This is a genomic window from Pseudomonas brassicacearum (assembly GCF_003732225.1).
GTDB classification, from domain to species: Bacteria; Pseudomonadota; Gammaproteobacteria; order Pseudomonadales; family Pseudomonadaceae; genus Aquipseudomonas; species Aquipseudomonas brassicacearum_E.
In genome coordinates this window covers 119289-139973 of the sequence record NZ_MOBJ01000034.1, presented here as the reverse complement: position 1 = coordinate 139973, position 20685 = coordinate 119289, and the positions used below count along the sequence as shown (strand labels likewise).

Here is a 20685-nt window from a genome sequence, read left to right as displayed (position 1 = left end):
TCAGTAAAACATCGAGCGTGATTCTTCCAGGTCGCCGCACATCGCCGTGTTCTCTGGATCGATCCCCAGTTTTTTGAACGCTGGCACGCCGAGTACATCGATTCTGGACAACGGATGATCGGTGTCCTTGTGGCAATACAGGCTGGCAATCTGCACCAGGTCAACATAGTCGACCTGCTCGGACTGACGCTTGAAGTCCAGATACAGCCCCGGCAGTTTCACCAGCATTTCCGGAAACTCCCAGACCTGCAGCAGCTTGTCGCCGAGCAATGGATGGATCTGCTCGATGACATGGTTGAGGCTGACCGGGTCTGACAGCAGCTCGTAGTGGTCTTCGGCGTAGGTCAGAATCGGCAGCACGCCGATCTGATGCACCAGCCCGCCAAGGGCCGCCTGATCCGGTTTCAATTGGGTATGACTGCGACACAGTGCATAGCTGACGCCAGCGATTTCCAGACTCTTGCGCCAGACCTCGCGCATCTTCTGTTCCACCACTTCGGAACGGGCGTGGAAAATCTGTTCCATGACCAGACCGATAGCCAGGTTGCTGCTGTAATTGATGCCCAGTCGGGTGATTGCCGTGTGCAGGTCGGTCACTTCCTGAGCGGCACGCAGCAACGGACTGTTGACCACCTTGATCAATCGCGCCGACAGCGCCGTGTCGCGGCCAATGACTTTGCTCAGGGTCGCGACGCTGATTTCCGGGTCTTCGGCGGCCTTGCGAATCTGCAGGGCCACTTCCGGTAACGTTGGCAGAACCAGGTCATCGTTATCGATGGCCTCAACCAAATCCTGTTGGACCTTATCCGCCAGCTCGCTCATTTAGTTTCTCTAGGGTATTGCAAAAAAATGCTGCAATTAACGCTGGATCTCGCGATCACGATCCAGTTGGTAAGGCAGGTCGAGCAGGTGCAGGGACGGGCCCTCAAGGCTGCCAAGGTGCACGTCGCCACTGTCCGCGGCTTCGGCCTGCAGCACCGCCAGCAGCTCGATGTTCTGCTCGGCGCGAGCGGCGATCACCACTTCACCAATGGAGCTGCCGTGGGTCGGGGAAAACAGTGCGGTGCCGGGCTCGGGCAGTTCGCTGGCATCGAGTTGCAGGCGATACTGCCGACGTTTGAGTTTGCCCAGGTACTGCATGCGCGCGACGATTTCCTGGCCGGTGTAGCAACCTTTCTTGAAGCTGACGCCGCCTACCGCTTGCAGATTGAGCATCTGCGGGATGAACAGCTCGCGGGTCTGCGGCATGACCTGGCCGATACCGGCGCGGATCTGCCCGAGCAGCCACTGGTTCAGATCACCTTCAGGCAGCAGCGCGGCCAGCGTGTTGCGCAAGGTGTCGGCCTGACCGGCCGCCGCCCAGAGTTCGACGCGATCAGATGAAACACGAATGGCAATCAGACCACCCGCGCGGGCAACTGCGCCGTCTTCCCGGGGAAGTGTCAGGCCCAGGCCGGACAGGACGGCTTCTGAGTGCTGCAGGCCAAAGCGAATCCAGGCGGCGCTTTCGTCGGTCAACCTGGACTTGGAGAACACCGCGTATTTTTTCAGGTCCGCCAGTTGTGGCTCCAGCAACTCGCTGGCCATCGCCAACAGAACCCCGTCACCTTCAAGCAGGATGCGAAAGCTCGACTGCATGCGGCCTTTTTGGGTGCAGCGTGCACCGAGGCTAGCCTGGGTGTCGCTCAGGTAATTGAGGTTGCAGGTCAATTGTCCCTGAAGGAACTTGCTGGCATCGGAGCCGCGGACGGCGAGCACGCCTTCGTGGGACAAGGTGCAGAAAAAAGCAGAATCAGCCATGGGTCATCGCAGGGTAAAGAGTCTGGAGGACATCATAAGGGGGCGCCCTTGAAATGGGTAGTTCACAAAGGATTGATGGTGCCCGACCAAAGCCGACTGTTCGACAGGGATCGGGGCTGTATACTTGCGCTCTATTTGAGGAGCGCTCCATGGTCGAAGATGTTGAACTGAACCGCCTCTACTGGCACAGCCGTCGCGGCATGCTCGAGCTTGACGTGTTGCTCGTGCCGTTTGTCAAAGAGGTCTATCCGCACCTCAACGATGTCGATCGCGACTGCTACCGCAAGCTGCTTGAATGCGAAGATCAGGACATGTTCGGCTGGTTCATGGAACGCGCCGAATCGGAAGACCCTGAGCTGCAGCGCATGGTTCGCATGATTCTGGACCGTGTCCAACCCAAGTAACCATTATGAATGCCGCTGGCATGCCTCACGGCAATTGCTGGCGGCCTATCTTCTCGCCCAGCTGTTCGCGCTGGGTTCGCTGTTTCTGCTCTCTATACCGGTATGGGCCAGTTTGCTCGGCGTTGCGCTGTGCGGGGCTCACGGTATCTGGATGTTGCCGCGACAGATTCTGCTGACACACCCGCAGGCATTCCGCGGCTTGCGTCGGGACGCCGATGGTTGGCAGTTGTGGAATCAGCGGTCGGGGTGGCAAGCAGTGCAATTACGTCCGGACAGCCTGGCGCTACCGTTGGTCGTCGTGTTGCGTTTTCGTTTGCGCGGCGAGCGGCGGGTACGGGCAATCTGTGTGCCGCGCGATGCGCAGGCGGCGGATGTTCACCGACGCCTGCGGGTCCGGCTCAAGTTCAGTCGGCGTAGGTGGGCGGCACCAGAATAGTGTCCAGCGCCTCTGGCAGCATGTTCGGGTAATCGAGTGTGTAATGCAGGCCGCGGCTTTCCTTGCGCTCCATGGCTGAGCGAATCATCAGCTCGGCCACCTGAGCCAGGTTGCGCAGTTCGATCAAATCCCGGCTGACCTTGTAGTTGCTGTAGAACTCGTCGATCTCGTCCAGCAGCAGGCGCACACGATGCTGAGCGCGTTGCAGGCGCTTGTTGGTGCGCACGATGCCCACGTAGTCCCACATGAACCGCCGAAGTTCATCCCAGTTGTGCGCAATGATCACGTCTTCATCGGAATCGGTAACCTGGCTGGCGTCCCAGGCGGGCAGGGCGCTCGGTATCGCGACGTGCGGCAGTTGTTCAAGAATGTCTGCCGCCGCCGAGCGGGCATAGACGAAACACTCCAGCAGCGAGTTGCTGGCCATGCGGTTGGCACCGTGCAGGCCGGTGAAGCTGGTTTCGCCAATCGCATACAGGCCTGGCACATCGGTGCGACCGTGTTGGTCGACCATCACGCCACCGCAGGTGTAATGCGCGGCCGGAACCACGGGGATCGGCTGCTTGGTGATGTCGATGGAGAATTCCAGGCAGCGTTCGTACATCGTCGGGAAGTGCGACTTGATGAAGGCTGCTGGCTTGTGGCTGATGTCCAGGTACACGCAGTCGATACCCAGGCGCTTCATTTCATGGTCGATGGCCCGGGCGACGATGTCTCGTGGCGCCAGCTCGGCACGCGGGTCAAAGCGCTGCATGAAGCGTTCGCCGTTCGGCAGCTTCAAATGTGCGCCTTCACCGCGCAGGGCTTCGGTAATCAGGAAGCTTTTGGCTTGCGGGTGGTAGAGGCACGTAGGGTGGAACTGGTTGAACTCCAGATTCGCCACCCGGCAGCCCGAACGCCAGGCCATGGCAATGCCATCGCCGCAAGCGCCGTCGGGGTTGCTGGTGTAGAGATAAACTTTCGCGGCACCGCCGGAGGCGAGGATCACGAAACGCGCGCCGTAGGTATCGACTTCGCCGGTGCCGCGATTGAGCACGTAGGCGCCAAGGCAGCGATCACCTTCCAGGCCCAGGCGCTTTTCGGTAATCAGATCAACGGCGACCCGTTGCTCCAGCAACTCGATGTTCGGCCGTTGCCGCGCTTGATCCAGCAAAGTATTGAAAATCGCAGCGCCTGTGGCATCAGCGGCATGGATAATGCGCCGATGGCTGTGACCGCCTTCGCGGGTCAGGTGAAACTCGAAGCCGCCGTCCTCAGTGCCGGACTGTTCGTCACGGGTGAACGGCACGCCCTGATCGATCAGCCATTGAATGGCTTCGCGGCTGTGCTCGACGGTAAAGCGCACGGCGTCTTCGTGGCACAGGCCACCACCAGCGTTGAGGGTGTCATCGACATGGGATTCAACGGTATCGGTGTCATCCAGCACGGCTGCGACACCGCCCTGAGCCCAGTAGGTCGAACCGTTGGCGAGATTGCCTTTGCTCAGTACGGCAATGCGCAAATGATCGGGCAGGGTCAGTGCCAGACTCAAACCGGCAGCGCCGCTGCCAATCACCAGAACATCGTGTTGAAACTGTTGGCTCATTTCAGGATTCCGCTCAAAGCGACCCGGGTCGGGGTTGGCGCAAGACACCTGAATCGGCGAGTCGAGACAGCCACACAGCGCACTAGTATATAGAGGGGTGGATCGGCACAATAGTCGGGCCTACGTGGCAATGTGAAACTACTGTGACGAAAAAGGTAGGGTGCTGTGTCGGACAATTTACCCATTGGATCGACGATAAGGCAACCTGATCGCCGATGAAGCCCTGTTTTTCGCCGCGCGGTCATACATTATTCGTTTTGCACGGCTATAAAGATTGGGAACTTTGCCAAGCGCCCAGGCTCAATAGAAGGTTGCCTGATACAAGGGACAGCGTCGGCTTCACGCAGGATTTGTGTTTTGGTCATTGCGGGTGGATTCGACGAAAAGATTATTCGCGTAGCCGGCCCAGCCCGTGCTGCGTCTTTCGTGTGTGCCAAATCAGAGCACGCAGGAAACTTGCTTGGAGGGGGAGAACTTTTGCGAAAAGCCCGAGTCTATGTTTGCAAGCCTGATCGATTAGTTATGCAAGCCTCCTCCGAGCTCATCGAGGAGTGTTCATGCTAACCCAGGAAGAGGATCAGCAGCTGGTCGAGCGCGTTCAACGCGGCGACAAGCGCGCTTTCGATCTGCTAGTGCTGAAATACCAGCACAAAATTCTCGGGTTGATCGTGCGTTTTGTGCACGACACCCATGAAGCCCAGGATGTCGCACAAGAAGCCTTTATCAAGGCCTACCGTGCACTTGGAAATTTTCGCGGCGACAGCGCGTTTTATACGTGGCTTTACCGCATCGCCATTAATACGGCGAAAAACTATCTGGTTTCACGCGGCCGCCGGCCGCCGGATAGCGATGTGAGTTCTGAAGATGCGGAGTTCTATGATGGCGATCATGGCCTCAAGGATCTCGAGTCACCGGAGCGTGCATTGCTGCGTGATGAGATCGAAGGCACCGTCCATCGAACCATCCAGCAACTGCCAGAAGATTTGCGTACGGCTTTAACTTTACGTGAATTCGATGGTCTGAGTTACGAGGACATTGCGAGCGTCATGCAGTGTCCGGTGGGTACCGTGCGCTCCCGGATTTTCCGCGCTCGGGAAGCCATCGATAAAGCCCTGCAGCCGTTGTTGCAGGAAAGCTGAGACAGCGGCGACAGCCAAGAGAGGAACCGCCATGAGTCGTGAAGCCCTGCAGGAATCGCTGTCCGCAGTGATGGATAACGAAGCGGACGAACTGGAGTTGCGTCGGGTATTAAATGCCTTTGACGATGTTGAAACCCGCGAGACCTGGGCCCGTTACCAAGTCGCTCGGGCAGTCATGCACAAGGACCTGCTGATCCCGCGTCTGGATATTGCTTCGGCCGTTTCTGCCGCCCTGGCTGACGAAGCCGTACCGGCAAAGACCACTCGTGGTCCATGGCGTAGCGTGGGGCGTCTGGCGGTGGCCGCATCGGTGACCCTTGCTGTTCTGGCTGGCGTGCGTCTGTACAACCAGGATGAGATCGCCGGTGTCGAATTGGCCCAGCATTCCACTCAACCGGGTCTGGCCGTTCCTCAAGTAAAAGGTCCAGCCGTTTTGGCAGGCTACAATGAGAGTTCGGAAGCCACTGGTCCTATGGCCAACGGCGTATTGCAAGGTCAGCCAGGCTGGCACGATCAGCGTTTGCCAGGCTACTTGCGCCAACATGCTCAACAAGCTGCACTGAAAGGCACTGAAAGCGCTCTGCCTTATGCTCGTGCGGCAAGCCTGGAAAACCGTTAAGGAGGATCATGCGCGCCATACCTCTACTTACGCTGCTGCTCACTGGCTGGTTTGTTGTTCCAGCCTATGCCGATGAGGCTCAGGACTGGTTGATCCGTCTGAGCCAGGCCGAACAACAGCAAAGCTTCCAAGGTACTTTCGTCTACGAGCGTAACGGTAGTTTTTCTACCCACAACATCTGGCATCGCGTCCAGGATGGCAAAGTCCGCGAGCGTTTGCTTCAGCTCGACGGTTCTGCTCAGGAAGTCGTGCGCATTGATGGGCATACTCAATGCGTCAGCGGCAACCTGGTGGCGGGGCTGGGGGATACTCCCGACTCTTCTGCTCGTGCACTGGATCCACAAAAGCTCAAGAATTGGTACGACCTTGCCGTCATCGGCAAGTCGCGCGTGGCTGGGCGCCCGGCGGTGATAGTTTCACTGACGCCGCGTGATCAGCATCGTTATGGTTTTGAATTGCACCTGGACCGCGAAACCGGTCTGCCGTTGAAGTCATTGCTGTTGAATGACAAGGGGCAGTTGCTGGAGCGCTTCCAGTTTACCCGGTTGGATACTGACGCACCGGCTGAGCGTGATCTGCAGGCGAGTTCCGAATGCAAGGCTGTGGCGCTCGACAGCGACAAGGCATCAGCGGTGAAAGCCGCTCAGGAATGGCATTCCGACTGGTTGCCACCAGGCTTTGAGCTCAGCAGCAGTGGTGCGCACAAGGATCCGAATACCAAAGTCCAGGTCAGCAGTCTGATGTATGACGATGGTCTGGCGCGTTTTTCGGTTTTCCTGGAGCCGCTCAATGGCGCAGTGGTTACCGATACACGTACTCAGTTAGGTCCGACCGTCGCGGTCTCACGGCGTTTGACGACGCCGGATGGCGAGATGATGGTCACCGTAGTCGGTGAGATTCCGATTGGTACCGCTGAACGGATTGCGCTCTCTATGCGTACCGATGCCACCGCGGCCAAATAGTGAGTTGATTCAGTGATGCTCATCGAGCGGCGAGTAGATTGTGAAAGAGGTCAGCAATTGCCCATCCCACAATTGAGATGTCGAAATGTTTGGTGAGCATTTCCATTTGCAAAATCCCCAAAAATTTTCTATAGGTCAGAGCCCCACGGCTCTGGCCTTGTTTGTTGTTCCCGGAACAAAAGTACCGGTGTATGTTCCCCGGTATTCCTTGCTCCATATCGCTTAACCATGCTCGTCGTAACGGGAGCCGTATGTCGATACCACGTTTGAAATCCTACCTCTCCATTTTTGCCGCTGTATTAGTGCTCGGTCAGGCGGCCAGTGTCCTGGCGGCCGATCTGCCTGACTTCACGCAACTGGTCGAGCAAGCCTCGCCTGCGGTAGTGAACATCAGTACCACGCAGAAATTGCCGGACCGCAAGGTCTCCAGTCAGGACATGCCGGACCTGGAAGGCTTGCCGCCGGCACTGCGTGAGTTTCTCGAGCGTGGCATGCCGCCACAGCAGCGCTCGCCTCGTAGTCGCCAGCGTGAAGCGCAATCCCTGGGTTCAGGTTTCATCATCTCGCCTGATGGCTACATCCTGACCAACAACCATGTGATCGCCGATGCCGATGAAATCATCGTGCGTCTTGCTGATCGCAGTGAGCTGAAAGCCAAGTTGGTTGGCACTGACCCACGTTCCGATGTGGCGTTGCTGAAGGTCGAGGGCAAAGATCTGCCCGTGCTCAAGCTGGGCAAATCCCAGGACTTGAAAGCCGGACAATGGGTTGTCGCCATCGGTTCGCCGTTTGGTTTTGACCATACTGTGACCCAGGGCATTGTCAGCGCCATTGGTCGTAGCCTGCCGAACGAAAACTATGTGCCGTTCATCCAGACCGACGTGCCGATCAACCCGGGTAACTCCGGTGGTCCGCTGTTCAACCTGGCGGGCGAAGTGGTGGGGATCAACTCACAGATCTACACCCGTTCCGGTGGTTTCATGGGCGTGTCGTTCGCGATCCCGATCGATGTTGCCATGGATGTTTCCAATCAGCTGAAAAGCGGTGGCAAAGTCAGCCGTGGCTGGTTGGGCGTGGTCATTCAGGAAGTGAGCAAGGATCTGGCTGAGTCCTTCGGTCTGGAAAAACCGGCCGGTGCGCTGGTGGCTCAGATCCAGGACGGTGGCCCGGCCGCGAAAGGTGGTTTGCAGGTCGGTGACGTGATCCTGAACATGAACGGTCAACCGATCATCATGTCAGCGGATCTGCCGCATCTGGTTGGCGCGCTCAAGGCCGGTGCCAAGGCCAATCTTGAAGTGATTCGTGACGGCAAACATAAAAACGTCGAGCTGACGGTTGGCGCGATTCCGGAAGAAGGCAAGGAGCTCGATACCCTGGCCAAGTCTGGTGTCGAGCGCAGCAGCAATCGGCTGGGTGTAGCCGTGGTCGAGCTGAGCGATGAGCAGAAGAAAGCCTTCGACCTCAAGGGTGGTGTGGTGATCAAGGAAGTGCAGGACGGTCCTGCTGCCCTGATCGGTCTGCAGCCAGGCGACGTGATTACTCACTTGAACAATCAAGCGATTGGTTCGACCAAGGAATTCACGGAAATCGCCAAGGCACTGCCGAAGAATCGCTCGGTGTCGATGCGGGTCTTGCGTCAAGGCCGTGCCAGCTTCATTACCTTCAAACTGGCCGAGTAAACCGGTTAGTCGCTGAATAAAAAAACGCCTCGAAAGAGGCGTTTTTTTATGGGTCAAAGAAATGTCAGCCCATCATGTCCTTGATCAAGCGCTCTTGCTCCATCAGTTCCCGTTGACGCGCATCGATGCGTGACGACAGTGGGAAATTGGTGCCAGCGCGGCGTTTGGCGAAGTCCAGCTGCTGGATCGCCTGACGATAGTCGCCGATCAGTGCGAAGTACTCGGCGCGGGCCTGATGCAGGCCAATGATGTTGCCGGACAGGCCGCGAGTCTCGGCCACCATGTACCAGACGTCCGGATCATCCGGGCGGGTCTTGAGCAGGGCTTCAAGGGCTTTCTCGGCTTCAGCCGGGCGGTTCTGCTTGAGCAGCAAGTCGACCCGCACCTGATTCAGCGGATAGTTGCGCGGGTACTGTGCGAGCATCCGGTCGACCCGCGTCTGCGCATCTGGCAGGCGATTGTTGGCGATGTCCAGATCGACTTGCGCCAGGTTGTAGATGATTTCGTCAGGTGACTTGGCCAGCAACTGCTTGAGGTTCTCGCGGGCGTCGTTGAACTGGCTGCCCTTGATCTGGGCGATTGCCAGGCCATAACGAGCCACGTCGCTTTTCGGGTTTTCATCGAGTTGGGCGCGAAAGCGTTTGGCGGCAAGACCTGACGTGTCTTCATAGAACAACTGGACGCGCGCGCGAATCAATTGATAGGTCAGGCTGTCTTCCTTGCCGCCCGGTTTGGACTGCTCGGCGCGGTTGCGAGTGTCGGCGATCCGCGATTCGGTAACCGGGTGAGTCAGCAGGAATTCCGGTGGTTTGGCATCGAAGCGGTACTGGCGCATCAGGCGTTCGAACATGGTCGGCATCGAGCGCGGGTCGTAGCCGGCTTTCTCGAGGTTGAGGATGCCAACCCGGTCGGCCTCCTGTTCGTTCTGCCGGGAGAAACGCCGTTGTTCCTGAATGGCTGCTGCCTGGGTGCTGGCGATGGCGGCGATACCGGCGTCTCCGGCGCCAGCCGCTGCTGCGATGATCCCGCCGAGCAGGGCGGCCATCATCGGGACTTGCATGCGTTGCGATGCTTCGACGCCACGAGCGAAGTGGCGTTGCGACAAGTGAGCCAGTTCGTGAGCGAGTACCGAGGCATATTCGCCTTCGGTCTGGGCATTCAGAAACAGACCGCCGTTGACCCCGACAATCCCGCCAGGTGCGGCGAAGGCATTGAGCTGCGGGCTGTTGATCAGGATGAACTCCAGGCGCCGGTCGTTGACCTGACTGGTTTCCACCAGTTTGTAGACGCTGGTTTCGACGAAATCCTTCAGCTGTGGATCATTGAGCTGTGACACCTGGCTGCGCAGCAGCGCCAGCCATGCGCGGCCCAACTGGTATTCCTGCTGTGGCGATACGATGGCAGAACTGGCATCGCCAAGTGACGGCAGGTCGTCGGCAAAGCCCGGTGAGGCTAGCAGGCAAGCGAGCGTCAGCAGGGTGGGGCGCAGAAAAGTCATGCACGAAGCCTTAGTCGACAAAGACCTTACTGTAGCCGGACACATGCGTTGCGACCAGATATTCTAGACCACTCAACCACCTATCCGGAGCGAAACAATGACCGACGCTGTAGAGCATGACGCCGAACTGGACGCCAGCGGGTTGAACTGTCCGTTGCCGTTGCTCAAGGCCAAGCTGGAGCTCAATCGCCTGGCCAGCGGCGCGGTACTCAAGGTCATCGCCACTGATGCGGGTTCGCAGCGCGATTTCCGCACCTTTGCCCGTTTGGCCGGTCATACGCTGCTGCGTGAAGAAGACGAGGCTGGCGTTTATCGCTACTGGCTGAAAAAAGCCTGAATTTTGCGGCGTCCACTGTTAAGGAATATTGATGTTCAAAGTGTTACGCGACTGGATTCAGCGCTACTTCTCCGATGAGGAGGCCGTGGTGCTGGCCGTTCTGCTCTTCCTGGCCTTCACCGCGGTCCTGACGCTGGGCGGAATGCTCGCGCCGGTGCTGGCGGGGATGGTGCTGGCGTATTTGATGCAGGGCCTGGTCATCACCCTGGAGCGCCTGCACCTGCCGGGTGGTGTAGCGGTCGGACTGGTGTTCGCGTTGTTCATGGGCGTGTTGCTGGTGTTTATGGTCGTGGTGCTGCCGTTGCTTTGGCATCAACTGATTACCTTGTTCAACGAACTGCCGGGCATGCTCGCCAAATGGCAGTCGTTGCTGTTGTTGCTGCCGGAGCGTTACCCGCATCTGGTGTCTGATGAGCAGGTGCTGCAAGCCATCGAAGTGGCGCGCGGCGAGATCGGCAAGTTTGGTCAATGGGCGTTGACGTTCTCGCTGTCCAGCCTGCCGCTGCTGGTGAACATCATGATCTATCTGGTGCTGGTGCCGATCCTGGTGTTCTTCTTCCTCAAGGACCGGGAGATGATCGGGCAGTGGGTCCGAGGGTATCTCCCGCGTGAGCGTGCACTGATCACCCGCGTTGCTGAAGAAATGAACCGGCAGATCGCCAATTACATTCGCGGCAAGGTCATGGAAATGGTCATTTGCGGTGGAGTGACGTACATCGGCTTCGTTGCCTTGGGGCTCAACTACGCCGCACTGCTGGCGTTGTTGGTCGGCGTTTCGGTGGTGGTGCCGTATGTCGGGGCGGTGGTGGTGACCGTGCCGGTGCTGCTGATCGCCTTGTTTCAATGGGGCTGGAGCGACCAATTCATCTACCTGATGACAGTCTACGGAATCATTCAGGTGCTGGATGGCAACGTACTGGTGCCACTGCTGTTTTCGGGAGCGGTCAATCTGCACCCGGTAGCGATAATCTGCGCAGTGTTGCTGTTTGGCGGGCTCTGGGGGTTCTGGGGCGTGTTTTTCGCGATTCCGTTGGCCACCCTGTTCAAGGCAGTGCTGGATGCCTGGCCGCGCAAGGAACCGATTGTCGCGCCGCTGTTGTAATCATGTAAAAGATCGCAGCCTTCGGCAGCTCCTACGCCGAACCCGGTACCCCGTAGGAGCTGCCGCAGGCTGCGATCTTTTTCGGTATCAGGCTTTGTTCAAGGCTTGAACGGCCGCCAAAACCGCATCCACATGGCCGGGCACTTTCACACCACGCCATTCCTGACGCAGCACGCCATTCTTGTCGATCAGGAAGGTGCTGCGATCAACGCCCATGTATTCCTTGCCATAGAGCTTTTTCAGCTTGATCACGTCGAACAGCTGGCAGATGGCTTCGTCCTTGTCGCTGATCAGCTCGAACGGAAACTCTTGTTTGCACTTGAAGTTCTCGTGGGACTTCAGGCTGTCGCGCGACACGCCGAACACTTCGGTGTTGGCCGCCGTGAACTGCGCATATTGATCGCGAAAGCCCTGACCTTCGGTGGTGCAACCCGGCGTGCTGTCCTTTGGATAGAAGTAGATCACCACTTGCTTGCCCTTGAGGGCAGCGAGGCTGACGGTCTGCCCGCTGGTGGCAGGCGCTTCGAAGTCGGCGACAGGTTGGTCGATAGCAACGGCCATGGGAGTTTCCTTACATTGGGTTCTGTGGGCGCCACGGTTCGATCAGCGCGTCCAGGTTCAGTGCATCGGCGAAATCCAGGAACTGATCGCGCAACCAGCTGATTTGCACGCCGGCCGGCAAGGTCACGGTAAAGGTGGCGTTGAGCATGGTGCCGCCGGTTTGTGGGGCCTGATAGGTGTCGCAGGTCAGGTTTTCCAGCTCGACGTTGTGGTCGATGAAGAACTGGCACAGCTCATTGACGATGTCCGAGCGGTACGCCGAGCTGACGTAGGCCACATACGGCAAGGCTTGCGGACGGTTCTCCAGCGCGGCACTGCGTACCACATTGACCGTAAAAGCGTGCTTTTTGGCCAAGGTCGGCAAGCCCGCTTCCAGGCGCGCCAGGGCGTCCCAGGTGCCGGAGATCTGCAGCACCAGCGCACTGCATTCGCCGTGGCGAGTCAGGCGGGAGGTGACCACGGCGCAGCGATTTTCATGGCTGGCGCGGCACAGGACGTTAGTCAGCTCCATGGGGTTGGCGCCGAGGGCACTGATGACAAGGAATTGTTCGCGAACTGTGGGGGTGGACATGCAGCATTCCTAAAGCGATGAGCGGTCGGTACTTACCAGGGGTCGATTCGTCGGGTTGGGCGTCCGGATGCGAAATCAAAAAGCCCGAGCCAGATGGTTGCAACGAGCTCCAGTGAGGCGAGATCGGGTAGGCGGCAACGCAGGATCAGGGCTTGTGAGGCCGAAAATGGAGGCTGGAACCCGGCGGACGAGCCTGTCGGTACTGATCAAAGTCTGAAGGGTAGCGAAAACCGGCGCCTAGGGGAATGGCGTGAGCGCAGTACTTCGCTTGTACAAGCATCTTGGCGCCAGTACCATTACCGCTCTCTTTTTCCGGCAGGAGCGGTTGCATGATTGCGGGCAGTATGGTGGCACTGGTCACTCCCATGGATGCACAGGGTCGTCTCGACTGGGACAGCCTGAGCAAACTGGTGGACTTTCACCTGCAAAACGGCACCCACGCCATTGTGGCGGTCGGCACCACAGGTGAGTCGGCCACCCTTGACGTGAACGAACACATCGAAGTGATTCGTCGCGTGGTCAAGCAGGTCAATGGTCGCATCCCGGTAATCGCCGGCACTGGTGCCAATTCGACGCGCGAAGCGATCGAGCTGACCACCAACGCGAAGACTGCCGGCGCCGATGCGTGCCTGCTGGTAACGCCGTACTACAACAAGCCGACGCAAGAAGGCCTGTACCTGCACTTCAAGACCATCGCCGAAGCTGTCGACATCCCGCAGATCCTTTACAACGTGCCGGGTCGTACCGCTTGTGACATGCAGGCCGAGACGGTCATCCGCCTGTCGACCGTGAAGAACATCATCGGTATCAAGGAAGCCACGGGCGATCTTTCGCGCGCCAAGGCCATCCTCGACGGCGTGAGCAAGGACTTCCTGGTGATTTCCGGTGACGATGCCACCGCGGTCGAACTGATCCTGCTCGGCGGCAAAGGCAACATCTCGGTCACCGCCAACGTTGCGCCGCGTGACATGGCCGACCTGTGCATCGCCGCCCTGAATGGCGACGCGGTGAAAGCCCGGGCGATTCACGAAAAGCTGATGCCGCTCAATAAAACCCTGTTTATCGAATCCAACCCTATCCCCGTGAAATGGGCGCTGCATGAAATGGGCTTGATGCCGGACGGTATCCGTCTGCCGCTCACCTGGCTCAGCGAAGCCTGTCACGAACCGCTGCGGCAGGCCATGCGCCAGTCCGGCGTATTGGTTTAATTGAGGAAGTACAACGCATGAAGCGAATGGCCGGACTTTCCGCACTTGCCTTGATTATCTCCAGCACCAGTGGCTGTGGATGGATCTGGGGCCCGGAAGGTTACTTCCGTGACCGTGGTAGCGATTACCTGGAAGCGCAACAGACTGCACCGATGCAACTGCCGCCGGATGTTCATACCTCCAAGCGTCTGGACCCGCTGTTGCCGATTCCGCGCAACGTGGCCGATGACACGTTCAAGGGCGAATACATCGTTCCTCGTCCGCAGCCGTTGTCGGCGATTGCCGATGCCAGCGATTACAGCCTGCAAAAAAGCGGCGATTCGCGTTGGGTCATGGCCCAGCATCCACCGGCTGAAGTCTGGCCAGTGGCTGTGCAGTTCTTCCAGGACAACGGCTTCCGTCTGGATCAACAGCGCCCGCAAACCGGCGAGTTCACCACGGGCTGGCAGCGTCCTGACCAGCTTTCCGTGGCGATGGCCAAACGCATGACCAGTGCCGGCATTGCGTCCGACAGCGAAACCCGCGTGCGGGTGCGCATCGAGCCAGGCGTGCAGCGCAACACCAGTGAGATCTACGTGGTCAGCGCCGAGCGCGCAGCCGGCAGCACTGCTGATGTCGCGTTCACCAACCGTTCGGTCAACACTGGCCTGGACGCTGCACTGGTCGACGACATGCTCGCCAGCATGAGCCGCACGTCGGAGAAGGGCGGTTCGGTCTCGATGCTCGCTTCACGTGATTTCGATACGCCAAACCGTGTCAGCCTGACTGAAGACGGCAGCGGTAACCCGGTGCTCAACGTCGGTACCGACCTTGACCGTGCCTGGTCGAGCGTAGGGCGCGCGTTGGAAAAGGGTGAATGGCGTGTTGAAGACATCAACCGTAGCCTGGGCCTGTACTACATCAACCTCGCCGAAAAAGCCGAGAAGAAGGACGAGAAGCCAGGTTTCTTCAGCGGTCTGTTCGGCAGCAAGCCGGCCAAGGAAGAAATCGAAGCCCGCGCCGAGCGTTATCAGGTTCGCCTGAGCAAGGTGGGCGAGAACGTACAAGTGACCGTCGAGAAAAACATCAACACCGTTGCGCCGGCTGAAGTGGCGCGCAAAGTGTTGGGCGTGATTCAGGACAACCTGGGCTGATCAGATGCGTTTCGCCGTTCTCGGCAGTGGTAGCCAAGGGAATGGCACGCTGATAGCCAGTGATGACACGTACATCCTGGTCGATTGTGGTTTCTCCTTGCGCGAAACCGAAAAACGCCTGCTGCGCCTGGGTGTAAGCCCTGCGCAGCTGAGCGCGATACTGGTGACCCACGAACATGCCGACCACGTGCATGGCGTGGGTTTGCTGTCTCGGCGCTACAATCTTCCTGTCTACCTGAGTCGTGGCACCCTGCGCGGGATGCGCAAACCGGTTGAACCGGCAGGCTTTGTGGCCGGTGGTGATCAACTGCAGATCGGTGGGCTGAGTATCGGCGTCATTGCCGTGGCCCACGATGCACAGGAGCCGACGCAGTACGTCTTCAGTGACGGTTCGCGGCGTTTCGGCCTGCTGACCGATCTCGGTTCGTACTGTGCCTCGGTGCTGGACGGTTATCGGGATCTCGATGCGTTGATGATCGAATCCAACCACTGCCGCGACCTGCTGGCCCGCGGTCACTACCCGTACTTTCTCAAGCAGCGGGTAGGCGGTGAGCTGGGACATTTGAACAACCATCAGGCCGCAAGCCTGGTGGCCGAGTTGGGCTGGCAGGACCTGCAACACCTGGTACTGGCCCATCTGAGCAGCAAGAACAACCTGCCGCAGCTGGCCCGGCAATGTTTTGTCGACACCCTCGGGTGCGACCCGGACTGGCTGCAATTGGCCGATCAAGATTCAGGGCTCGACTGGCGACATATCGCCTAGCCCATCTACTTAGCAAGCGGAGCCCATCATGGAAAAACGTGAAGAACTCTACCGCGGCAAAGCCAAATCGGTTTACAAGACCGATGACGCTGACCGCTTGATCCTGCTGTTTCGCAACGACACCTCGGCGTTCGACGGCAAGCGCATCGAGCAGCTCGACCGCAAAGGCATGGTGAACAACAAGTTCAACGCCTTCATCATGCAGAAACTCGAAGAAGCCGGCGTGCCGACCCAATTCGACAAACTGCTGGGCGACAACGAGTGCCTGGTGAAGAAGCTCGACATGATCCCGGTCGAATGCGTCGTGCGTAACTACGCCGCCGGCAGCCTGGTCAAGCGTCTGGGCGTCGAAGAGGGCATGAAGCTCAACCCTTACACCTTCGAACTGTTCCTGAAGGACGACGCCAAGGGCGACCCGTTCATCAACGAATCCCACGTCGTGGCATTCGGCTGGGGCACCGCCGAGCAACTGGTTCGCATGAAAGAACTGTCGCTCAAGGTCAACGAAGTCCTGAGCAAACTGTTCGACGACGCCGGCCTGCTGCTGGTCGATTTCAAACTTGAATTCGGCGTGTTCCACGACGGCACCATCGTCTTGGGCGACGAGTTCAGCCCGGACGGCTGCCGCCTGTGGGACAAGGCCACCGGCAAGAAAATGGACAAGGACCGCTTCCGTCAGGGCCTCGGTGACGTTATCGAAGCCTACGAAGAAGTCGCCAACCGCCTCGGCGTTCCGCTGTAATCGACGCAAGCATCTGATAGCACGGAAAAAAATTCACTTGGGGGGTTCGCTTCCGGTGAATGTGCTGTTATGATGCGCGCCGTTGGAGAGATGCCAGAGTGGCCGAATGGGACGGATTCGAAATCCGTTGTACCTTCACCGGTACCTAGGGTTCGAATCCCTATCTCTCCGCCATTACATAGAAAAAGCCCCCGTAGCTGAAAAGTTACGGGGGCTTTTTCGTTTCTGCGTTGTACGTAGGAGTTGTACGTAAAAGAAGGCCAAAAAGATCGCAGCCTTCGGCAGCTCCTACGCGGGTTCAGGTGGATCGAGGTGATCCAGTGCGCGATTTACCGCCAGTTCGGCTAAAGAGATCATCTGTTGAATCGCCAGCGCGGTATTGCGCTTGGGGCCTTCGAGGTCGAATGCCAGATCGCTGGCCATGACATTGGCCGAGGCGAGGGTTTCGCAGGCGTGGGCCAGCAGGGTTTCGCTGTCGACGTCGGGGGCGATAACGAAAATGCAGCCGGGACGGCGGTCGGCTAACAGTGCCTTGGTCTCGGGCAGCACCAGGTAATGATCGAGCGCACGGTGCGCGGCGGCGTGGAGTTCTTTTGAGTCGAGGGAGGCGTAGGGAGAAACCGGATCGGTTTCGGGGGGATTCGGTGTGGCTTTGAACATGATGAAACTCCAAATGTAAGTAGAGGAGCCATCACCCTCGCTACCAAACGAAGGGTGGTGGCCATACGCGGGTTGGTAGACCGGACACTTGGAAACCGGCGCGCCCGAGGGCGCCCTGCGCATGGCCACCATAAAAACAAATGCCGACAAAAAGCACCTGCATAAGGTGACGCTGTGCGCCGTGTGTCCGGGCTACCAAACCCGATCGCTGATAATCAGCGACACGGAAACAATAGAGGCGAGGACCAAAGCGCACAAGCCGGCGGATTCTGGCGCAGGTGTAGGGCGTGACGCAAGGCGTTGTAGCCTCTGATGGGCACTGCGTGGGCAAGCTTAAACACCCGTAGCAGCTGCCGAGCCCGCGAGGCTGCGTTCGGCCGCAGAGCGGTCGTAAAATCAGGCAACACGTTCTTTCAGGCGAACCGCGTGTGCAGGATTGGCGAGGACTGCGTCCTCGAACGCAGCCTCGCGGGCTCGGCAGCTGCTACGAGTGCGGGTGCGGCTCTCCAACGTATTTGACGGGGGGAGTTACGGCGTGTGTGCAAACGCCGTCAGCAAATCCTCTTCAAACGCCAACTGCGCATCGCCCGGCGCCTGGCCGCTAACGGCGCCTTGATCCAGGGCCACGACGTGACCCTGATCGCCGGCACGGTGGCGTCTTGTTTGTCACATACCCAACGCTACTTCAGCGTTCGCCCAGCGCCTCCTCCAACGGGGCAGTCTCTGATTTGAACAGCAGCCAGACCAGGCAGAAGCTGATGCTGTAGATCGAGGTCATGATCATCATCGGGTAGACGCTGCCATCCGAGAGTTTGCCGGTGATGAAGCCGCACACCGCGGTCATGGCCATCTGGATAAAGAAAAACAGCCCGGACGCGGTGCCGGCAATGGCCGAGAAGGGTTGCAGTACTGCCAGCTGGCAGGCCGGGATGGCGATACCCACCGAGAGCATGATCAGCAGCATCGGGCAGACGATCGATAGCACCGCCTCGGGCCAGAGCCGGGTGGCCATGATCAGCAGTGACGAACCCACCAGGTTCAGGGCGATGGCGTAGCCGATCAGGGTATCGGCATCGTGTCTGACGGACAGGCGGCGGAACAGATTGGAGCCCAGCACATAACCGGCCACGGTGACGGCGAACACTTGGGCATATTCCATCGAGGACAGGTGCAGGGTGCGTTGCAGCAGGGTCGAGGACTCGGCGATAAACGGAAAATAGGTGCAGTACACGCAGCCTATGGCCAGGGAGTAGCGCAGGAAATAGCGGTCGCGCAGCAGCCGCGCGTAAATGCGCAGGGTGCCTTGCTGGCGCGTATCGGGTTGGGCGGGTGGACGGGTTTCCGGCAGCAGCAGGCTGATCAGGATCAGCGCCAGCGCGGCAATGACGGTCAGGACCACAAATACCCCACGCCAGCCGAAGGCGGTTTCGATAAGGCTGCCGATAATCGGGGCCACCATCGGCGAAATGGCCATGCCCATGGAGATCCGGCTGAGCAGGCGGGTCTGTTCATGGCGGTCGAAACGGTCGCGGACCATGACCCTGCCGATCACCGTGCCGCAGCAGCCACCGAGGGCCTGGAGCATCCGGGCGACGATCAGCACCTCGACATCGCGGGCGAGCACGCACACCAGGGTCGCCACCAGGTACAGCGCCGTGCCGCCGATCAGTACTGGCCGCCGGCCAAAACGATCGCAGAGCGGGCCGCCGATCAGCATCGAAAAAGCGTACCCGACCATGTACAGGGTGAGGGTCAGTTGCAGTTGGGCATCGCTGGCATGCAGGGCATCGGCCATCGCCGGCAACGAGGGCAGGTAGATGTCGATGGTGACGCGTGGCAGGCAGACGACCACCAGCAACAGCGCCGACCAGATCCAGGGCGCAAGGTTAGATTTTACAGGCATGGGTTACTCCGTAGGGGCGAGCGATGGCGAGGCGAGGGGAGCGGCAGGCGCCGAGAGGTACGGGGGCAGGCCACGAATCAGGTCTTCGGCCATGTGCCGGGCACGCTTGGCGATCATTTCCAGCGAGGAGACAAAGAAGTAGGTGCCGCTGGTCATATGGCCCAGCAGGCGCAGGTGCGGATCGGGCTGTCGGTGCCGGTCGAGCAGTGCGCCACTGGCAAACTCCACGTGCAGGCCGCCTCGTTCGTCGCGCAGTGCATGGCCGTCCTGTTGCAATTGCCAGAGCACGCCTGAGTCCTGTTCGCACTCCACCCACTTGGCCGCGCCGGTGGCGTTCACCACATAGTCGTATTCGCAGGTCTCGGCGGTCGCCGCGTAACGGGCCTTGATCAGGTCTTCATGCTGCCCCTCGAAACGCACATCGCCTGCCAGCAGGCGCAGGCTGCCGGTTTCGATCAGGGCCTTGAGCTTCAGGGCGTTGGCCAGCGGCATGGGCGCACGACGAGCCAGCCAATCCTTGGCGAAATGCTGGGTGATGGTCTGCTGGTCGGCGCTGTTCAAGGCGTTCCAGGCGTACTCGATCACTTCGTTGGTGGCGGCGAGGACCAACTGCCAGTCCCTGTGCTGGGTCGCTGCCGCGACTTCCTCGTGCAGGTGTTGCAACGGGTCGTTGTCGGAGCGGAAAAGCGTTCGCCAGTCGCAGTGCATCGCCCGCAGCTCGGCCCGCAGCAGGCGTAACAGGCTGCGCAGTGCCAGCTGTCGGGCACCGCCTAGAGTCAGTTGCTCCAGGGCCGCGTGGGTGAGGAACCGCAGCGGGTGGCGCGGCCCGGGCAAACCACGGACGAAGGGCAGGCGACCGCTGCGCGAGATCATGTCGATCTGGCCGGTGAACCCCAGCGCATTGAGGCTGAGTACCACGTCCACCGCGGTCAGGCCGCTGCCGATCACGCAGATGCGCTGGCCGATCAGGGTCGGGGCGATCTGTTCGCTGATGGGGTAGGGGCTGCGGATAAAGCGGTAATGATCGTCCAGTCCGTAATGATCCCGTGGACCGGTATTGCCCACGGCGAGCACCACACGGTCGGCGATATGGGTCGAGCCGGCGGCGCTCAGGCGGTAGCGGCAGTCCTTGTCGATTGCCGTGACACGGGCCTGCACCACCTCGATCTGCAGGTGTTTGCGACGGGCCATGGCGCAGGTCTCGGCGAAGAAGTCGCTGAGAAAACGCCCGAATATAGCGCGCGGCACGAAGGCTTCCGCCAGGTCGGTATTGGAAACGGCCTTGAGTTCTTCGGCGTGGTGGGCCTTCCAGCGCAACCAGGCAGTGAAGGTGGAAAAATCCCGGGCGCACACTGACATGGTTTCCGCCACGCGGTTGAGCAGCAGCGAGTCGACATCCGGGTGGTAAGCCAGGCCCGGGCCGACGCTGTTGCGTGGTTCGAAGACCTGTATGCGCATCCCCCGGGCCTGTTCGGCACTGATCGACGCAACGAAATGATGCAGGAACGCTACGCAGGCGCCACCGCCGCCAATGATCGCGAGGGTGAATTCGGGGTGTTGTGTTGTAGAAGCCATGTCGCTCT

The 20685-nt window shown here is 59.4% G+C and carries 21 protein-coding genes and 1 tRNA gene; 13 read left to right on the top strand and 9 right to left on the bottom strand.

All coding sequences use genetic code 11. The features are described 5' to 3' along the window. Together BK659_RS25130 and ygfZ are read right to left on the bottom strand one after the other, a co-directional pair. Complete coding sequence (locus BK659_RS25130) at nucleotides 1–822, bottom strand: HDOD domain-containing protein (RefSeq protein WP_123428098.1); 822 nt, start codon at nucleotides 820–822, stop codon at nucleotides 1–3. A 36-nt stretch (nucleotides 823–858) separates the two neighbouring features. Continuing rightward, nucleotides 859–1800: a CAF17-like 4Fe-4S cluster assembly/insertion protein YgfZ gene (gene ygfZ, locus BK659_RS25125; RefSeq protein WP_123428096.1), complete on the bottom strand. Its 942-nt coding sequence runs from the start codon at nucleotides 1798–1800 to the stop codon at nucleotides 859–861. A gap of 149 nt (nucleotides 1801–1949) precedes the next feature. On the opposite strand from ygfZ, the gene BK659_RS25120 reads away from it, so the two are divergent. Further along, complete coding sequence (locus tag BK659_RS25120; RefSeq protein ID WP_007944081.1) at nucleotides 1950–2204, top strand: FAD assembly factor SdhE; 255 nt, start codon at nucleotides 1950–1952, stop codon at nucleotides 2202–2204. Continuing rightward, on the top strand, nucleotides 2188–2640 hold the full coding sequence (locus BK659_RS25115; protein WP_123428094.1) for a protein YgfX: 453 nt from the start codon (nucleotides 2188–2190) through the stop codon (nucleotides 2638–2640). The genes BK659_RS25120 and BK659_RS25115 overlap by 17 nt, the downstream gene beginning before the upstream one ends. Here the strand turns inward: BK659_RS25115 and nadB are convergent. Continuing rightward, nucleotides 2609–4225, bottom strand: a complete 1617-nt coding sequence (gene nadB / locus BK659_RS25110) for an L-aspartate oxidase (RefSeq protein ID WP_123428092.1) — start codon at nucleotides 4223–4225, stop codon at nucleotides 2609–2611. The genes BK659_RS25115 and nadB overlap by 32 nt on opposite strands. Before the next feature lie 557 nt (nucleotides 4226–4782). Here nadB and rpoE point away from each other — a divergent pair. The 4 genes from rpoE (at nucleotide 4783) to BK659_RS25085 (ending at nucleotide 8624) form a co-directional block, all read left to right on the top strand. After that, on the top strand, nucleotides 4783–5364 hold the full coding sequence (gene rpoE, locus BK659_RS25105; RefSeq protein ID WP_019692537.1) for an RNA polymerase sigma factor RpoE/AlgU: 582 nt from the start codon (nucleotides 4783–4785) through the stop codon (nucleotides 5362–5364). A gap of 31 nt (nucleotides 5365–5395) precedes the next feature. Continuing rightward, nucleotides 5396–5983 (top strand): sigma-E factor negative regulatory protein, encoded by a 588-nt coding sequence (locus tag BK659_RS25100; protein ID WP_123428090.1) that lies wholly within the window; start codon nucleotides 5396–5398, stop codon nucleotides 5981–5983. Between the two features lie 8 nt (nucleotides 5984–5991). Then, nucleotides 5992–6945, top strand: coding sequence for a MucB/RseB C-terminal domain-containing protein (locus BK659_RS25095; protein WP_123428088.1), 954 nt, complete (start codon nucleotides 5992–5994; stop codon nucleotides 6943–6945). A gap of 251 nt (nucleotides 6946–7196) precedes the next feature. Then, a complete protein-coding gene (locus BK659_RS25085; RefSeq protein WP_123428084.1) occupies nucleotides 7197–8624 on the top strand; it encodes a DegQ family serine endoprotease in 1428 nt (475 codons plus the stop codon). A gap of 64 nt (nucleotides 8625–8688) precedes the next feature. On the opposite strand, the gene BK659_RS25080 is transcribed toward BK659_RS25085, so the two are convergent. Continuing rightward, nucleotides 8689–10122 (bottom strand): M48 family metalloprotease, encoded by a 1434-nt coding sequence (locus BK659_RS25080; protein WP_123428082.1) that lies wholly within the window; start codon nucleotides 10120–10122, stop codon nucleotides 8689–8691. A gap of 97 nt (nucleotides 10123–10219) precedes the next feature. Between BK659_RS25080 and BK659_RS25075 the strand changes: the two genes are divergently transcribed. Together BK659_RS25075 and BK659_RS25070 are read left to right on the top strand one after the other, a co-directional pair. Continuing rightward, complete coding sequence (locus BK659_RS25075) at nucleotides 10220–10459, top strand: sulfurtransferase TusA family protein (protein ID WP_071551439.1); 240 nt, start codon at nucleotides 10220–10222, stop codon at nucleotides 10457–10459. A gap of 31 nt (nucleotides 10460–10490) precedes the next feature. Continuing rightward, nucleotides 10491–11561: an AI-2E family transporter gene (locus BK659_RS25070; protein ID WP_123428080.1), complete on the top strand. Its 1071-nt coding sequence runs from the start codon at nucleotides 10491–10493 to the stop codon at nucleotides 11559–11561. 87 nt (nucleotides 11562–11648) lie between these two features. Here the strand turns inward: BK659_RS25070 and BK659_RS25065 are convergent, their stop codons facing one another. Further along, nucleotides 11649–12122, bottom strand: a complete 474-nt coding sequence (locus tag BK659_RS25065; RefSeq protein WP_123428078.1) for a peroxiredoxin — start codon at nucleotides 12120–12122, stop codon at nucleotides 11649–11651. Between the two features lie 10 nt (nucleotides 12123–12132). After that, entirely contained in the window at nucleotides 12133–12693 is a 561-nt protein-coding gene (locus BK659_RS25060; protein WP_123428076.1) for a glycine cleavage system transcriptional repressor, read from the bottom strand. 329 nt (nucleotides 12694–13022) lie between these two features. Between BK659_RS25060 and dapA the strand changes: the two genes are divergently transcribed. The 5 genes from dapA to BK659_RS25030 all read left to right on the top strand — a co-directional run bounded on the left by dapA (nucleotide 13023) and on the right by BK659_RS25030 (nucleotide 16713). After that, entirely contained in the window at nucleotides 13023–13901 is an 879-nt protein-coding gene (gene dapA, locus BK659_RS25050) for a 4-hydroxy-tetrahydrodipicolinate synthase (protein WP_123428074.1), read from the top strand. Between the two features lie 17 nt (nucleotides 13902–13918). Next, the gene (gene bamC, locus BK659_RS25045) at nucleotides 13919–15034 is read left to right on the top strand and encodes an outer membrane protein assembly factor BamC (RefSeq protein ID WP_123428072.1); all 1116 of its coding nucleotides are present in this window, start codon (nucleotides 13919–13921) and stop codon (nucleotides 15032–15034) included. 4 nt (nucleotides 15035–15038) lie between these two features. Then, nucleotides 15039–15797 carry an MBL fold metallo-hydrolase gene (locus BK659_RS25040; protein ID WP_123428070.1) on the top strand — a complete coding sequence of 253 codons (759 nt, stop codon included), beginning with the start codon at nucleotides 15039–15041 and terminating at the stop codon, nucleotides 15795–15797. Between the two features lie 28 nt (nucleotides 15798–15825). After that, nucleotides 15826–16539, top strand: a complete 714-nt coding sequence (gene purC / locus BK659_RS25035) for a phosphoribosylaminoimidazolesuccinocarboxamide synthase (protein WP_123428068.1) — start codon at nucleotides 15826–15828, stop codon at nucleotides 16537–16539. An 84-nt stretch (nucleotides 16540–16623) separates the two neighbouring features. Further along, a tRNA-Ser gene (locus tag BK659_RS25030) sits at nucleotides 16624–16713 on the top strand. A 114-nt stretch (nucleotides 16714–16827) separates the two neighbouring features. On the opposite strand, the gene BK659_RS25025 is transcribed toward BK659_RS25030, so the two are convergent. The 3 genes from BK659_RS25025 to BK659_RS25010 all read right to left on the bottom strand — a co-directional run bounded on the left by BK659_RS25025 (nucleotide 16828) and on the right by BK659_RS25010 (nucleotide 20677). Next, nucleotides 16828–17199, bottom strand: coding sequence for a DUF6124 family protein (locus BK659_RS25025; protein ID WP_123428066.1), 372 nt, complete (start codon nucleotides 17197–17199; stop codon nucleotides 16828–16830). Between the two features lie 685 nt (nucleotides 17200–17884). Then, nucleotides 17885–19102, bottom strand: coding sequence for a multidrug effflux MFS transporter (locus BK659_RS25015; RefSeq protein WP_123428063.1), 1218 nt, complete (start codon nucleotides 19100–19102; stop codon nucleotides 17885–17887). Nucleotides 19103–19105: 3 nt separating this feature from the next. After that, nucleotides 19106–20677, bottom strand: a complete 1572-nt coding sequence (locus tag BK659_RS25010; RefSeq protein ID WP_123428060.1) for an FAD/NAD(P)-binding protein — start codon at nucleotides 20675–20677, stop codon at nucleotides 19106–19108. Nucleotides 20678–20685: the final 8 nt, after the last annotated feature.